General features: G+C 48.1%; 14 protein-coding genes. 10 read left to right on the forward strand and 4 right to left on the reverse strand.

The window, feature by feature from the left end; translation table 11 throughout:
- Positions 1-25 precede the first annotated feature (25 nt).
- The 4 genes from Q337_RS0105160 to Q337_RS0105175 all read right to left on the reverse strand — a co-directional run bounded on the left by Q337_RS0105160 (position 26) and on the right by Q337_RS0105175 (position 2,736).
- The gene (locus Q337_RS0105160) at positions 26-670 is read right to left on the reverse strand and encodes an ATP-binding cassette domain-containing protein (RefSeq protein WP_026470689.1); all 645 of its coding nucleotides are present in this window, start codon (positions 668-670) and stop codon (positions 26-28) included.
- Positions 657-1,361 carry a molybdate ABC transporter permease subunit gene (gene modB, locus Q337_RS0105165; RefSeq protein WP_026470690.1) on the reverse strand — a complete coding sequence of 235 codons (705 nt, stop codon included), beginning with the start codon at positions 1,359-1,361 and terminating at the stop codon, positions 657-659. Before modB ends, Q337_RS0105160 begins: the two co-directional genes overlap by 14 nt.
- Positions 1,362-1,424: 63 nt before the next feature.
- On the reverse strand, positions 1,425-2,198 hold the full coding sequence (modA, locus tag Q337_RS0105170; protein WP_026470691.1) for a molybdate ABC transporter substrate-binding protein: 774 nt from the start codon (positions 2,196-2,198) through the stop codon (positions 1,425-1,427).
- Between the two features lie 151 nt (positions 2,199-2,349).
- Positions 2,350-2,736 carry a winged helix-turn-helix domain-containing protein gene (locus Q337_RS0105175; RefSeq protein WP_407636747.1) on the reverse strand — a complete coding sequence of 129 codons (387 nt, stop codon included), beginning with the start codon at positions 2,734-2,736 and terminating at the stop codon, positions 2,350-2,352.
- Between the two features lie 318 nt (positions 2,737-3,054).
- On the opposite strand from Q337_RS0105175, the gene Q337_RS0105180 reads away from it, so the two are divergent.
- From Q337_RS0105180 to Q337_RS0105230, 10 genes are all read left to right on the forward strand, one after another.
- Positions 3,055-4,404 carry an MFS transporter gene (locus Q337_RS0105180; RefSeq protein ID WP_026470693.1) on the forward strand — a complete coding sequence of 450 codons (1,350 nt, stop codon included), beginning with the start codon at positions 3,055-3,057 and terminating at the stop codon, positions 4,402-4,404.
- Between the two features lie 27 nt (positions 4,405-4,431).
- Positions 4,432-6,969, forward strand: a complete 2,538-nt coding sequence (gene nirB, locus Q337_RS0105185) for a nitrite reductase large subunit NirB (RefSeq protein WP_026470694.1) — start codon at positions 4,432-4,434, stop codon at positions 6,967-6,969.
- A gap of 98 nt (positions 6,970-7,067) precedes the next feature.
- Positions 7,068-8,663 (forward strand): nitrite reductase small subunit NirD, encoded by a 1,596-nt coding sequence (gene nirD / locus Q337_RS0105190; RefSeq protein ID WP_026470695.1) that lies wholly within the window; start codon positions 7,068-7,070, stop codon positions 8,661-8,663.
- A gap of 204 nt (positions 8,664-8,867) precedes the next feature.
- Positions 8,868-11,711: a nitrate reductase gene (locus Q337_RS0105200; RefSeq protein WP_026470696.1), complete on the forward strand. Its 2,844-nt coding sequence runs from the start codon at positions 8,868-8,870 to the stop codon at positions 11,709-11,711.
- Between the two features lie 56 nt (positions 11,712-11,767).
- Positions 11,768-12,478 carry a molybdenum cofactor guanylyltransferase MobA gene (gene mobA, locus Q337_RS16855; protein WP_051526585.1) on the forward strand — a complete coding sequence of 237 codons (711 nt, stop codon included), beginning with the start codon at positions 11,768-11,770 and terminating at the stop codon, positions 12,476-12,478.
- Entirely contained in the window at positions 12,475-13,542 is a 1,068-nt protein-coding gene (moaA, locus tag Q337_RS0105210; protein WP_051526586.1) for a GTP 3',8-cyclase MoaA, read from the forward strand. Before mobA ends, moaA begins: the two co-directional genes overlap by 4 nt.
- 2 nt (positions 13,543-13,544) lie before the next feature.
- Complete coding sequence (locus tag Q337_RS0105215; protein ID WP_026470698.1) at positions 13,545-13,808, forward strand: hypothetical protein; 264 nt, start codon at positions 13,545-13,547, stop codon at positions 13,806-13,808.
- Between the two features lie 18 nt (positions 13,809-13,826).
- Positions 13,827-14,075 carry a MoaD/ThiS family protein gene (locus Q337_RS0105220; RefSeq protein WP_034279219.1) on the forward strand — a complete coding sequence of 83 codons (249 nt, stop codon included), beginning with the start codon at positions 13,827-13,829 and terminating at the stop codon, positions 14,073-14,075.
- 114 nt (positions 14,076-14,189) lie between these two features.
- Entirely contained in the window at positions 14,190-14,747 is a 558-nt protein-coding gene (locus tag Q337_RS16860; RefSeq protein WP_407636764.1) for a molybdenum cofactor biosynthesis protein MoaE, read from the forward strand.
- Between the two features lie 86 nt (positions 14,748-14,833).
- Positions 14,834-15,412, forward strand: coding sequence for an RBBP9/YdeN family alpha/beta hydrolase (locus Q337_RS0105230; RefSeq protein WP_026470700.1), 579 nt, complete (start codon positions 14,834-14,836; stop codon positions 15,410-15,412).
- The last annotated feature ends 116 nt before the right edge of the window (positions 15,413-15,528 follow it).

Consider the following 15,528-nt stretch of genomic DNA (forward strand, 5'->3'; position numbering starts at 1 on the left):
ACGTAACAGACACTCAAACACATGCTCAAGGTAAGTGAATCAGTTTGCCTTGGGCCATGTGCAGAATATCTGCCTGTAGGTATTCCAGTTCCTGTGGCTGATGGGTCACATAAATCATGGGAATCTGGATTTCATCGCGGATACGGGCAAAAAACGGTAGGATCTGCTGTTTAAGCCTAGTATCTAGTGCAGATAATGGTTCATCCAGTAGCAGCAATTGGGGCGAATATAACAAGGCCCGGCCTAGTGCCACCCGCTGCGCTTCCCCGCCCGATAACTGGGTAATCCGGCGTTCAATCAAGGCTTCAATGTCTAGCAGTTCTACAATTTGTGCCAGCTCAAAGCGCCGCTGGATAGGTTTTAAATGCCGATAGCCATATAACAGGTTTTGTCGCACACTTAAATGTGGAAACAACTGCCCATCCTGAAACACCAGTCCCACATGGCGCCGATAACTGGGGATAAACTGCCGGGTCTGCTGGTCAAAAAAAACTTGCTCATTAAACACAATACGGCCTTGCTGAGGGGTGAGCAGTCCCGCCAGTACTTTCAGCAAAGTACTCTTGCCAGCGCCTGAAGCACCCAGAATTCCAGAAACCTGCGCCTGCGTTTGCAGCGCAATGTTTAGCTCAAATTGCCCACGCCGATAGCTAAAATCACAACTGAGCACGGGACAGGTATCCTATTTTTTGCTGATAGCGCTGGGTAATCCAGTAATTGGCCAGTAGCGCAGCAAACGCCAGCAGCATGGACAACACTACCAGCCGCGCGGCTGCAGTTTCGCCACCCGGCTGCTGTATGAATGAATAGATTGCCAGCGGAATAGTGCGGGTTTCACCGGGGATATTACCAACAAACGTCATGGTTGCACCAAACTCGCCCAGACTGCGGCTAAAACACAGGATGCTGCCAATCAAAATACCCGAGCTGGCGAGTGGCAAGCTAATAGTTAAAAATACCTGCCACGGTTTTGCCCCTAGCGTTGCCGCAGCTTGTTCCAACCGGTGATCTACCATTTGAAAAGCCAGCTTGATAGGCTGCACCATGAGTGGAAAAGCCATAATGATTGACGCCAGCACTGCCCCTTTCCAGTTGAATGCCAGTTGAATGCTAAACCATTGCTGCAAATATTGCCCAATAAATCCCTGTGTGCCAAAAGCCACCAGCAGTAAATAACCCAGCACCACTGGTGGTAATACCATTGGCAATTGCAAGGCAGCTTCGACAATAAACTTGCCACGAAACTGGTAACGCGCCAAAACCCATGCCAGCAACAGGGCAAAAGGCAGGCTCATGAGGGTAGCAACCAGCGCAATTTTGGCTGACAGATACAGCGCGCTCAGTTCCTCAGGCGTTAGCAGGTTAGGACTTGGCATGGCTGATCACAAACGTTGGAAGAGTCTTTAAGCTATGGCTAACGTAGCTCATGGTTTTACCCAAAAACCGTAGTGCTTAAAGGTGGCGCGCGCTGTTGGGCTGCTTTTTAGATATTGCAGGAATTTCTGCGCATCACGACTGGATTGCCCCTGAGTGGTTAACGCCACAGGGTAAACTATCGGTTGGTGCGCATTTTCTGGAAAAACCCCCACCACACTTACTTTTTTGCTGATTTTGGCATCGGTCGCATACACAATGCCTGCAGCACATTCGCCGCGTTCTACAAATGCCAGTGCACCACGTACATCATCCGTTTCTACAATACGGCCTTGCAGGCTGTCCAACCAGTTCAGTTTCATCAGGCTTTGCTTGGCATAAATTCCGGCAGGGACAGATTCTAGCTGTCCGGTACATAAATGCCCCTTAAATGCCTGAGCAAATTTAAATGAAGACTGCGCTTTGAAAGCAAATGTGCGCCCTTTTGGTGCAATTACCACAAGCTGGTTGCTCAATAGACTAACTGGTTGACTAGCTGCCATTTTGTTTTTATCCACCAGATAACTCATCCATTTTTCATCGGCAGAAAAGAAAAGATCAGCAGGCGCACCCGCTTCCACCTGTTTGGCCAACAAGGATGATGCACCAAATACTGGCGTCACCGTAATTTGAGGATTAGCCTTTTCAAACTGCTTTGCAATATCCCCAAGCGCATTGGTCAGGCTGGCTGCAGCATAAATCTTGATATTTTCTGCCTGAGCCATACTGGAAAAACTACCACTCACCATGAGAGTAGCTATAATTAACTGTTTGAACTTATTCATTATTTAGCTCGGAATATAAACTATTGTTTAAAGCTGTGTCTTTGGTTTATTTGCAAACAGGCTAGAGTTCGTCATATCCCCAAAAACATAACGATTTTTTAAAATAGAGATATCCAACTGATTTCACAACTGTTATTTTGCAAAAAATTGATTAGGGCTTTAATAAATCACCCCATTGCTGTTGATAAACCGAGCTTTGTTGCAACAGTTCCTGCTCCATTTTCCGAAATAAATCCAGAACCTGTACCCCGGTTTGGGTAAGAACTGCACCTCCACCCTGACTACCGCCCGTTTGAGTTTCTACCAAGGATGCTGCAAAACAGCTATTCATGGTATCAACCAGTTGCCATGCACGACGATAGCTCATGCCCATTTGTTTGGCAGCTTGTGTAATGGAACCAGTTTGGGCAATAGCTTCCAGCAGATCAGCCTTACCCGGCCCCATGGCAATTTTGTCCTGATGCATGAGGCGCAGGCGCAGTGCAATAGGGGAAAGTGCCTCAACAGTGCTTGTAGACAGCATAGAATCGTTTGGCATGCTGATGTTTTGCTCCTGATTTTCCCGAATACGAATACGGACTGTTCCAGATTGATGCACCAATGTAGTGATTTATAGTCATGCATGCCATTTATAATATCTAAATAACATGATCATTCCTATTCAAGCTGATAGTAAACAATTAAATAGTATTTAAAATTCAAAAGTTTGAATTGTTGGCACACCCTTTGCTTAATTACTACCAACATGATCAGCGTTGAGCATGTTAAAGAATTTTTTGCGGTCAACGACGCCCGCACTTCTGTTTGGCTATTTTCAATTTGTATTGAAAAACCATCAAGGTTTTCAGGAGTTGCTATGTCGTCCAAGGCCACATCAATCGACTTGTTTAGTTTCAAAACTCCAGCCATGCGTGCGTTTCATTTAAGCTGGCTGGCTTTCTTTGTGTGCTTCTTTGCATGGTTTGCCTGTGCACCGCTCATGCCGGTGATCAAGGGTGAATTTGGCCTCACCAAAGACCAGATTGCCAATATTAATATTGCTGCTGTTGCCATCACCATTGTGGTACGCATTATTGTTGGCCCACTGTGTGATCGTTTTGGCCCCCGCAAAACCTACACTGCATTGCTGCTATTGGGCTGTATCCCGGTATTTGGGGTTGCCGCTTCACAAAGCTATGAATCCTTTTTGTTCTTTCGCCTACTGATTGGTGCCATTGGTGCCAGCTTTGTCATTACCCAGTATCACACGTCCATCATGTTTGCACCCAATGTAGTTGGTACAGCCAATGCGGCTTCTGCGGGTTGGGGTAATGCCGGTGGTGGTGCAACCCAGGCACTCATGCCGCTGATTTTGGCAGCTATTGTGATGTTTGGTGTTGAGCAGGCTATGGGCTGGCGCATTGCCCTGCTGGTCCCTGGAATACTGATGATTATTGTAGGCATCATGTACTGGAAGCTCACTCAGGACTGTCCGCAAGGCAACTATAAAGAACTGCGCGATCAAGGTGTTGAAGTGGGTAGTGGCAAGAAAAGTGGCATAGCCGTGCTGTTGACTGCGGCCAAGAACTACCGCGTGTGGATGCTGTTTATCACTTATGGCGCCTGCTTTGGTGTAGAAATCTTCATTCATACCATTGCTGCCAGCTACTACGTTGACCAGTTTAACTTTAGCCTGAAAGAAGCCGGTATGGCTGCAGGGATCTTTGGTTTGCTGGCATTGTTTGCCCGTGCACTGGGCGGCTATGTATCGGACAAGATTGCAATTAAAAAAGGGCTGGATGGCCGTACCTTTGTCCTGTTTATCCTGATTCTGCTGGAAGGGTTTGGCCTGCTGCTGTTTTCCAACATGCAAACACCGCTGCTTGCCATTCTGGCAATGACTTTCTTTGGCCTGTTTACTCATATGTCCTGTGGTGCAACTTATGCGCTGGTGCCCTTTATTGACCGCAATTCACTGGGCGGTGTGGCTGGCATTATTGGTGCCGGTGGCAATGTGGGTGCAGTGGCGGCAGGCTTTTTACTCAAAGGCATGCTGGACATGCAATCTACCCTGCACCTGATCGGCATTTTGGTGATGGTTGCTTCGGTATGTGCCATTGCCGTGCGCTTTAGTGTTGCCCACAAACAAAAAGAACAAGCGCTGTTTGATGAAGCCATGCTGGCCAATCAGGCAAACAGTGATTTTAACAAACAGCAAGTTGCTTAACTCAAGCCATACATAGAGGAAAATGACATGAAAATCGTTGTAATTGGTCATGGTATGGTGGGTCATAAACTGATTGAAAGCCTGGTTGATCAGGCTGATGTCGAACTTACCGTCATTGCTGAAGAACCACGCCCTGCGTACGACCGCGTTCATCTGACCGAATATTTTTCCGGTAAGAGTGCCGATGACCTGCTGCTGGCGCGCCATGATTTTGCGGATGCATACGGCATTGCCCTGCACCTCAACACCAAGGCCACCAGCATTGATACTGCCAATAAGACTGTCACTACCGCGGATGGCCGCCAGATTGACTACGATAAGCTGGTACTGGCCACGGGTTCTTATCCATTTGTTCCGCCATTACCGGGCAAGGATCGCGACAACTGTTTTGTGTACCGTACCATTGAAGACATGGATGCCATGCGCAACGCCAGCTTATCCGCCAAAACCGGTGTGGTAATTGGTGGTGGCCTGCTGGGACTGGAAGCTGCCAAGGCGTTAAAAGACTTGGGCCTACAAACCCATGTGGTGGAATTTGCGCCGCGCCTGATGGCCGTACAAATTGATGATGGCGGCGGCAAGGTACTGCGCAAGAAAATTGAAGAGCTGGGCGTGGGTGTTCATACTCAGAAAGCCACCACTGAAATTGTGGATGGCGACAATGCTTTTCACAAAATGAACTTTGCCGATGGCTCGTACCTTGAAACTGACATGATTGTGTTTTCTGCCGGGATTCGTCCACGTGATGAGCTGGCACGTCAGGCTGGACTTGCAATGGGCGAACGTGGCGGTATTGTCATTAACGACTATTGTCAGACCTCTGACCACGATATTTATGCCATTGGTGAATGTGCGCTGTGGCAAAACAAGATTTTTGGACTGGTGGCACCGGGCTACGACATGGCTCGTGTAGCCGCTGACCATATTCTGGATCAGCCCAGCAAAACCTTTGCTGGCGCCGATATGAGCACCAAGCTCAAACTGATGGGTGTGGATGTTGCTTCAATCGGCGATGCGCATGCCATGACACCCGATAGCCTGTCCTATCAGTTCTGCGATGAAACCAGACAAATCTATAAAAAGCTGGTGGTGAATAAGGACAAAACCCGTCTGCTGGGTGCGGTGCTGGTGGGTGATGCTGCGGAATACGGTGATCTGCTCCAAATGATGCTGAACGGCATGGATTTGCCGGAACAACCCGAAGCACTGATTTTGCCTGCAACCGGCAATGCCCCAAAAACTGCTGGTGGCGCTGGTGTGGACTTGCTACCAGATTCAGCAGTCATGTGTTCCTGCAACAACGTGACCAAGGCTGATTTATGTAGTGCGATTGGTGCCGGTAACACCACGCTGGCCAGTTTGAAAAAATGCACCAAGGCAGCCAGTTCCTGTGGCGGTTGTGCGCCTTTGGTCACTCAGGTTTTAAAATCCGAGCTGAAACGTCAGGGTGTGACCGTCAACAATCATCTCTGCGAGCACTTCCCCTACTCACGTCAGGAAATTTACCATCTGGTGCGTGTGGGCAAAATCCAAAGCTTTGAAGAATTGCTGCACAAGCATGGCAGCGGTCTGGGCTGTGACATTTGCAAGCCAACCGCATCCAATATTCTGGCCTCCTGCTGGAATGATTTTATCCTCAAGCCACAGCATGCTGGCCTGCAAGACAGCAACGACTACTTTATGGGCAACATCCAGAAAGATGGCAGTTACTCCATTGTGCCGCGTATTGCTGGTGGCGAAATTACTCCCGAAGGCCTGATTGTTATTGGTCAGATTGCCAAGGATTATGGCCTGTATACCAAAATTACCGGTGGCCAGCGTATTGACCTGTTTGGTGCCCAAGTGCATCAATTGCCTGAAATCTGGGAAAAATTGATTGATGCTGGCTTTGAATCCGGCCACGCTTATGGCAAGTCGTTGCGTACCGTGAAGTCCTGTGTAGGTAGCACCTGGTGCCGTTATGGTGTGGGTGATTCGGTCAAGCTGGCGATTGATCTGGAAAACCGCTACAAGGGTCTGCGTTCTCCACACAAGCTGAAAATGGCGGTATCTGGTTGCACCCGCGAATGTGCCGAAGCGCAAGGCAAGGATGTGGGCGTGATTGCTACTGAAAATGGTTGGAACCTGTATGTATGCGGCAATGGCGGGATGAAACCACGCCATGCCGAACTGCTGGCTGGCGACTTAAGCACTGAAGACCTGATCAAATATATTGACCGCTTCTTTATGTTCTATATCCGCACTGCGGATCGCCTGCAACGCACCAGCGTCTGGCGCGACAATCTGGAAGGTGGCCTGGATTACCTAAAAGACGTAATTATTCATGATTCCTTAGGTCTGGGTGCCGAGCTTGAAGCGGAGATGGCCATCATCATTGCCACTTATGAAGATGAATGGAAAAACGCCGTTACCAACCCGGAAGTTCGTCAGCGTTTCCGTACCTTTGTGAACAGTGCAAAAGTAGATGAGCATATTGAATTTGTCGCTGAGCGCGGCCAGATTCGCCCAATCACTGTTGATGAGCGTGCTGCACGCAAACGTATTCCAGTGGTTGCAGAAGTTTAATTGATTAATAAACCCCTCCAACTCCCTGATAAATAGTGCTGGAAATCTCCTCCCTTTATTAAGGGGAGGTTGGGTGGGGTCAAAAAAGAGATGCCAAAATGAATCAAATGGTTAATACATGGATTGAGGTGTGCGCCTTAACAGAAATTGCTCCAGATACTGGCGCCTGTGCCCTGATCAATGGCCAGCAGGTTGCGGTTTTCCGCATGCGTGAAGATAACCGGATTTATGCCATTGGTAATCATGATCCGGCCAGCGGTGCCAACGTGCTGTCTCGCGGCATTGTCGGTGACTTGCAGGGTGAGCGCGTGGTGGCCTCGCCCATTTACAAGCAGCACTACAGTCTGGCTACGGGGCGCTGTATTGAAGATGCCCAATATCAGGTGCCTGCCTATCCGGTGCAAGTGGTCGATGGCACTGTTTTTGTAGGTAGCATGCCGCAAAAAACCTATATCACCACGCCACAGGCCCGCGAAGAAAAAATGCGGCTAGTGATGGTGGGCAATGGTCTGGCTGGCATGCGCATGCTCGAAGAGCTGCTGGAAATTGCGCCCGACCTGTACGAGATTGAAGTGTTTGGTGCCGAGCCACATGGCAACTACAACCGCATCATGCTCTCACCTGTGCTGTCTGGTGAAAAAAAGCTGGATGACATTATGCTGCATCCGCATAGCTGGTATGCCGAGCGTGGTATTACTTTTAACGCTGGCGATGAAGTCATCAAAATTGACCGTAAGCGTCGTCTGGTCATTGCCAAATCTGGTTATACCACTTCGTATGATCGTCTGGTGATTGCAACAGGGTCTTCTCCAGTAGTTTTGCCATTGCCCGGCCGTGAGCTGGATGGGGTTACTACATTCCGTGATATTTATGACATCAACAAAATGATTGATGCTTCAGAAAATTACCAGCATGCCTTGGTCATTGGCGGTGGCCTGCTCGGTCTTGAAGCAGCGCATGGCTTAAACAAGCGCGGCATGAAAGTCACCGTGATTCATTTGATGGATCGCCTGATGGAACGCCAGCTGGATCATGTTGCGGCTGACATGCTGAAAACCACACTCGAACAACGCGGCATGCGCATTGAACTCAGCGCGCAAACTGAAAAGATTCTGGGCAGCGAACGTGTTACCGGAATTTTGCTAAAGGATGGCCGTAAAATTCCGGCTGATCTGGTGGTAATGGCGGTTGGCATTCGTCCCAATATCGAACTGGCCAAATCTGCCGGTCTGCACTGTGAACGTGGTGTGGTGGTGAATGACATCATGCAAACCTTTGACCCGCGTGTGTATGCCGTAGGTGAATGTGTGCAGCATCGCGGTATTGCCTATGGTCTGGTTGAACCGCTGTGGGGTCAGGCGTTTGTTTGTGCAACCCAGTTGGCCGAACGCGGCAGCATTCAGTATCGTGGCACGCAGCTTGCTACTCAATTAAAGGTGAGTGGTGTTGAAGTGTTTTCTGCTGGCAATCTTGAAAGCGATGAAAGCTGCGAAGACCTGGTGATCCGTGATCCAAAACGTGGCATTTACAAGCGCCTGATCCTGAAAAACAACCATGTGCAAGGTGCTGTGCTATATGGCGATGCGCGTGATGGTTCATGGTATGCCGAACTCATCAGCGAACAGACCGACATCAGTTCTATCCGAAACCGCCTGTTGTTTGGCCGCGATTTTGCCATGAAGCAGGCCAGTTAAAGTCATTAACCCACTTAAGCAACCAACAGATGATGAAATACAGGGATGTAGTTATTGGCACTGTTCGAGCCACGGATGGCGAGTTTGCCGATAACGAAGAGTTTTGGTTACTTTTGCTCTCAAAAGTAACGCTTAGCGCAGCGTAATCCCTTTTAGATTGATGCGCTGCCAAGACAGCTCAACTGAGAGAATCAAGGAATATCCATGAATAGCATCGTATCCAAACCAATTACAGTACATCAAACATTGGATACTGCTCAAAGCACGCATACCACCTGCCCGTATTGCGGTGTGGGCTGCGGCGTGGAAGTCAGAAAAACCAAAAATAGCCTGACCCACGACCATCAGGTTAATGGCATTGCCAGCCATCCAGCCAATCAGGGTCGCTTATGTGTTAAAGGTAGCAGCCTGGCTGAAACCATTGGCACCAAAAGACGTTTATTGTTTCCACAGTTTCAGGCCAACGGCCAAACTGAACAGGTGTTATGGTCGCAAGCACTGGATAAAATTGCCACTACCTTTAAAGCAACCATTGAGCAGCATGGCGCAGATAGCGTGGCTTTTTACGTATCGGGCCAGCTACTGACTGAAGACTATTATGTGGCCAACAAGTTTGTAAAAGGTTTTCTGGGCACCGCCAATATCGACACCAATTCACGCCTGTGCATGTCCTCAGCCGTTGCTGGACACAAGCGCGCTTTTGGTGAAGATATTGTGCCCGGCTGCTACGAGGACTTTGAACTGGCCGATATGATTGTGCTGGTGGGTTCTAATACCGCATGGTGCCATCCGGTGCTATTCCAGCGCATTGCCAAAGCCAAGGAAAGTAACCCTAATCTATGCGTGGTGGTGATTGATCCACGCCATACCGCTACCTGTGATATTGCAGATATTCACTTGCCCCTATTGTCTGGCACCGACGTTGCCCTGTTTAACGGATTATTGCACTGGCTTCATCAGCATGAAGCACAGGATCACCAGTTTGTAACTGCACATACACAAGGCCTGTCAGACGCTCTTAAGCAAGCTGGCGAGCATCGCGATACCAGAGCGCTGGCAGAGCTTTGTGGTGTGCAATTACAAAGCCTTGAGGCTTTTTTTGACAAATTTGCTAAAACTGAAAAAGTCATTACCCTGTTTTCCATGGGCGTTAACCAGTCCAGCCAGGGTACTGACAAAGTCAACAGTATTATCAACTGTCACCTTTATACCGGACGCATTGGCAAACCCGGTATGGGGCCTTTTTCCATGACTGGCCAGCCCAATGCGATGGGTGGCCGTGAAGTGGGTGGTTTGGCCAATATGCTGGCAGCACACATGGAACTCAATAATCCGGTGCAGCGTGACCGGGTGCAGCGCTTCTGGCAAAGTCCGCTGATTGCCTCTGAAAATGGTCTTAAAGCGGTTGAGCTGTTTGAAGCGGTAGAAGCAGGCCGTATTAAAGCCATCTGGATCATGGCCACTAATCCGGTGGTCAGTTTGCCCAATGCTGACCAGGTAAAGCGTGCCCTCTCCAACTGTGATTTTGTGGTGGTGTCTGATATTACTGCCAAAACTGACACCACGGCGTATGCAGATGTGCTACTGCCCGCACTGGGCTGGGGCGAAAAAGATGGTACTGTTACCAATTCAGAGCGCTGTATTTCACGTCAGCGTGCATTTTTAAATCCTCCCGGCGAAGCCATGCCGGACTGGTGGGCCATTAGTCAGGTGGCAAAACGCATGGGATTTGGGGCCGCATTTGATTATCATCATCCGTCAGAAATTTTTGATGAACATGCCCGGCTTTCAGCCTTTGAAAATGTGAGCAGCGATCCAGAAACGCATGGCGTTTCCGCTGCGCAAGGCGAGAACTTTGCTCGAGCAGTGGCTGATCAAAAATCCACCACAAATTTTGATTTTCGCTACTTTAATCTCAAGGGCTTATGTGGCTTAAGCAAGCCCGCTTATGATGCTTTGCCGCCCCTACAATGGCCTGTATTGACGCCTTATCAGGGCACTAGCCGGGTATTGACCAATAACCGTTTTTCCCATCCAGATGGCAAGGCCCGCTTTATTAGCGTTAAGTATGAACCACCGCGCAATAAGGCCAGCCGTGATTACCCGCTTGCCTTAAATTCCGGGCGTATCCGCGACCAGTGGCATACCATGACGCGCACAGGTCTGGCACCAACGCTGGGCTCACATATTCCAGAACCTTTTATTGACATGCACCCCAACGATGCCCTGCTGTTTGGCATCAAGCAAAATGAACTGGCACGCCTGCACTCGCAATGGGGAACACTGGTGGCACGGGTGCAATGCTCCGGCAATATGAGACGTGGGCAGGTGTTTGTTCCCATACACTGGACAGCGCAAACGGCTTCGGATGCTCGGGTGGGCGCGCTGGTCAATCCGGTGGTTGACCCCATCTCTGGCGAGCCTGAATTCAAGCACACACCGGTTCGCATTGAGCCATTTCATGTGCAATGGCAAGGTGTGGCCTATAGCCGCTATGCGCTTAACCTCGAACAGGTAGCTTGGTGGACACACATTCAAACACAGGCTGCATCGCGTTATGAACTGGCTGGCCGGCAAAAAATCAATACAGTTTCCGAACATAGCAAAGCACTACTGCTCAGCCATCCGGCACTGGCCGAAATGGTACACAACAATCAAGCGGACTGGCTAGAATACAGTGATCACAGCAGCGGCATTTATCATGCAGCCATTATGGTAGACAGCCAGATTCAGGCTTGCATTTATATTGCCCCGCGTGAACTATTGCCCAACCGGGAATGGATTGCCAGCCTGTTTGTCAAATCTCGCCTCAGCAGTCGTGACCGTATGGCAATTCTGGCTGGTGCACCGTTAGGTAGCACCAATGATGCCGGGCCGCTGGTCTGCTCCTGCTTTAAAGTGGGCAAAAATACCATTTTAAATGCCATTCGGGAAAAAGGCCTGACCACCCCCAAAGAAGTAACTGCCTGTGTCAAAGCAGGTGGTAATTGTGGATCCTGTGTGCCAGAGATTCGCACGTTAATTGCTACCTGTCTGGTGGAATCCTAAGTACTCATGTTAAAAATACAACGATGACTAAAACATCTTAAATCACTGGCATGAGAATGACATTAGAAACTGTAGCTGATGAACTTGGTCTAACTGAGGGATTAGTTGAAGATGGCTTCGCTAAGCACGAATTGAAGGTCAGCATTGTCATTCTGGCTGGTGGTCGTGCCACACGGATGAATGGTCAGGATAAAGGCTTGGTGCTGTTAAAGGGCCAGCCGCTGGCAATGCATCTTTACCGGCAAATTGAGTCTTTAAGTGATGATATTTTAATCAATGCCAACCGTAATCATGCGATCTACCAGCAATTGCTGCCAGCTTGCCAAATCATTAGTGACCAATGGCCGGACTTTAAAGGCCCGCTGGCTGGTGTACACAGTGCGTTACTGCATGCCAAACATAACTATGTGCTGATCATCCCCTGTGATTTACTGATATTGCCCAAAGACTGCATTAGCCAGTTGTGGCAAGCCATGCAGAAACAACATAGCAAAGTTGCTTACGCCAGCTTTAACCGGCAGGCACTCTATCCCCTTTGCCTGCTCCATTGCAGTTTGCGTAATAGTCTGGAACAGGTACTTGCCAGTGGTCGCCATGCGGTGCGGCACTGGCTGTTTGAGCAACAGGCAGCAGTAGCCGAGTTTGCAGTTGATAACATTTTGCCGCTGAATTTAAACACGCCAGATGATGTGGCACTGGCTGAGCAATGCTATGCTAGCGAAATATCTAATTTTTCAAACCATTTTGATTCAGGAGTAAAACAATGACTGCTTTAGTCACCACTGTTCACCCTGAATCCTTAAAAGAACTTTTACTCCATAACTCAGCGTCATCACTTGTAGACCAGTTTGGTCGGCATAAGCACAAGTTACGCATTTCCCTCACTGATCGTTGCAATTTTCGCTGTAGCTATTGCATGCCGGATCAACCCGACTGGCTGGCTAAAAAAGATATTTTAAGTTTTGAAGAATTATTAAAATTTGCCACTGTGATGGTGAGTATGGGTATTCGCCATATTCGTTTAACTGGCGGCGAACCCTTAATGCGCCAAGGCGTTGTTCACTTTATCCAGAGCCTAAACACCTTAAGAAAAAGTGGCCTGCAACGCATTTCCATGACCACCAATGCCTATTATCTCAAGAAATACGCCCATGACCTGAAACTGGCCGGCCTTGATGACCTAAATATCAGTCTGGACAGCATTAATCCGGCAACTTTTCTACACATGACCCAGCGACCATTACAGCCTGTGCTGGACGGCATACAAGCCGCGGTTAATGCAGGCATTCCGGTTAAGCTGAATTGCGTGATTGTGGCTGGCCAAAACGAGCATGAAATTGTAGAACTCACGCAATGGGCCTATCAGCACAATCTACCCTTACGCTTTATAGAATATATGCCACTGGATGCACCCACTAACTGGCAGGCGGGCAAGGTCATTACTGAAGACCAGATTATTGGCATGCTTGCCCCGTATTTTCATATTGAAAAGCAGCAGCGCCTGAATGATCCAGCCACCATTTATCAGCTTATTCCTCTTTTCCCTAATGAATCTGCCACTCTAAAATCCCCGTTTGAACTGGGCATTATTTCCACCATTAGCAAGCCATTTTGCCAAACTTGTGACCGCTTGCGCCTCACTGCCACGGGCGAGCTATTTACCTGTCTGTTTGCCAATAGCGGCACCGCCATTCGTCCCTTATTGCAACAAACCAATAGCGCCTTATTACAACAGGTCATTCTGCAAGCGGTCTGGCATAAAAAAGCCGGATTTATTGCTCAACAGCAAGCACCAGTACGCAAGATCAGTATGCATGCCATGGGTGGTTAGCCATGATTAATCCAAAAGATCATCCAGTTGAATGGGCTTTATTTCTATATGAACTTGAAGATGCCGAAGAGCATTTAAAAAACTTAATTATGCAACTTCACTCTAAATCAGATATCGATGAGATGGAGTTTAAAACTCACCTTTTTCATGTGTATGAGCACTTAAATCGTGCGTGGCATAGCAGAAATACCATTGGTGAAATTTCCAGTGCTCAATGGCAAGCTAATAGTCAGTTTCCAGCCAGTCTTAAACTTTTTAAAGATTGAAAAATAGGTAAATGCGTTATGTCCGAAGTTATTTTTGAATTTTATGGCCGCCTTGAGCGTCTGGCTCATCAATCGGAAATCAGCCTGAAACTGGATACCCCCGTTTCTATTGAAAACGCATTACAACAACTGGCTGAGCTTAAGCCTGACCTGAGTGAAAACCTGGAGCGCTGTGCCTGTGCCATTGGTGATGAATTGGTGTCTCGTTCCATGCTGGTAGACGCCAACACCCGTGTGGCTTTACTACCTCCTGTAGCTGGAGGTTAAGTCATGAATACGGCTGCAATTCATCCCCAAATCAATGACAGAATTAATCACAGAATCAACGAAAATGTAGAACGGATTCAAGATCATGAAATTGACCTGAACAACCTGCTGGCAATGCAATACTTCCCTGAGTGTGGCGGTCTTGCGCTGTTTGCCGGAACGGTGCGCAATCACCACAATGGCAAGGATGTACAAAGCCTGAAATATACGGCTTACAAGCCACTGGCAGAAAAAATGATCCGCCAGATTGAACAGGAAATTGAACAAAAATATGGCGTGTCCTATGTGCGTGTTGTACACCGGATTGGGCATTTAAATATTGGTGAAGTGGCCATTTATGCTGTGGCTCGTAGTGATCATCGGCGTGAAGCCTTTGCAGCCTGTGAAGAAGCGGTTGAGCGTGTTAAACATGAAGTGCCGGTATGGAAGGAAGAGTTTTATACTGATGGCAGCAGCATCTTTGTTGAAGGCTGCTGTATTCGCACTGATTTTAATGGCTTACCTCAGAATCGTTTTAACCATGATGCCTCTCATCTGGTGTTCCAGCACCAGCAATTTCAGAACCAGAAAACCCCCCAAGGCACTTTCCATAAAATTTTTCCCCTCACTGGACAGCAACAGACTCAACAGCAAAATAAGCAAGCCATCCAGCAAAAAGTTACTGATGAATAAACAGGAACTTTAATTACCAGCAACTCACTAAAGTACAGAAAATTATTCTTGTTTAATGTTCCCATTTAACTCAAGGCAGGCAGGTAGTGAACAGCATAAACGCAGAACGCAAGGTTTATATTATTCATGGCTATGGTGCTGGGCCACAGTCGCACTGGTTTCAGTGGCTAAAACAGCAACTGGAAGCACAAGGCATCACCGTATACGTACCGGCCTTGCCTGATTCTGAGCATCCTATCAAGGAACAGTGGGATGAGTGCCTAAAACAAATTATTGGTGTACCAGATGAATACACCTATTTTGTGGCGCACAGTTTAGGTTGCATTGCCCTACTGGATTATTTTCGCCAGCTTGAACCCCGTCCGCAAATTGGTGGCATGATTCTGGTGTCCGGTTTTTCAACGCCTATTTCCGGTTATTCACTGATTAATCCTTTTGTAGGCAATGCGTTTCATCCAGAACACTTCATTGCCATGACAGCGCAGCGTGTGGTTATTGCAGCCAAGGATGATCCAATTGTACCTTTTGAGCAGACTGAACAACTGGCTCATGACCTTGAAGCCCGATTTATTAAAGTTGAGCATGGTGGGCACTTTCTGGATAGTGAAGGATTTACCGAGCTGCCCTTAGTACATGAACAACTGAGTGCCATGATCAATCGCTAAGGTGTTTTGAGCTTGGAACATGGACTCTTTGCGTTTAGTATTTTGCCAATCTATTCAAGCCCTTTACTTCATTAATCATTCAATTGACTATTTTTAATTTTTGCAAATCCTGAGAA

The sequence above is a fragment of the Alkanindiges illinoisensis DSM 15370 genome (genome assembly GCF_000619845.1).
Classification (GTDB): domain Bacteria; phylum Pseudomonadota; class Gammaproteobacteria; order Pseudomonadales; family Moraxellaceae; genus Alkanindiges; species Alkanindiges illinoisensis.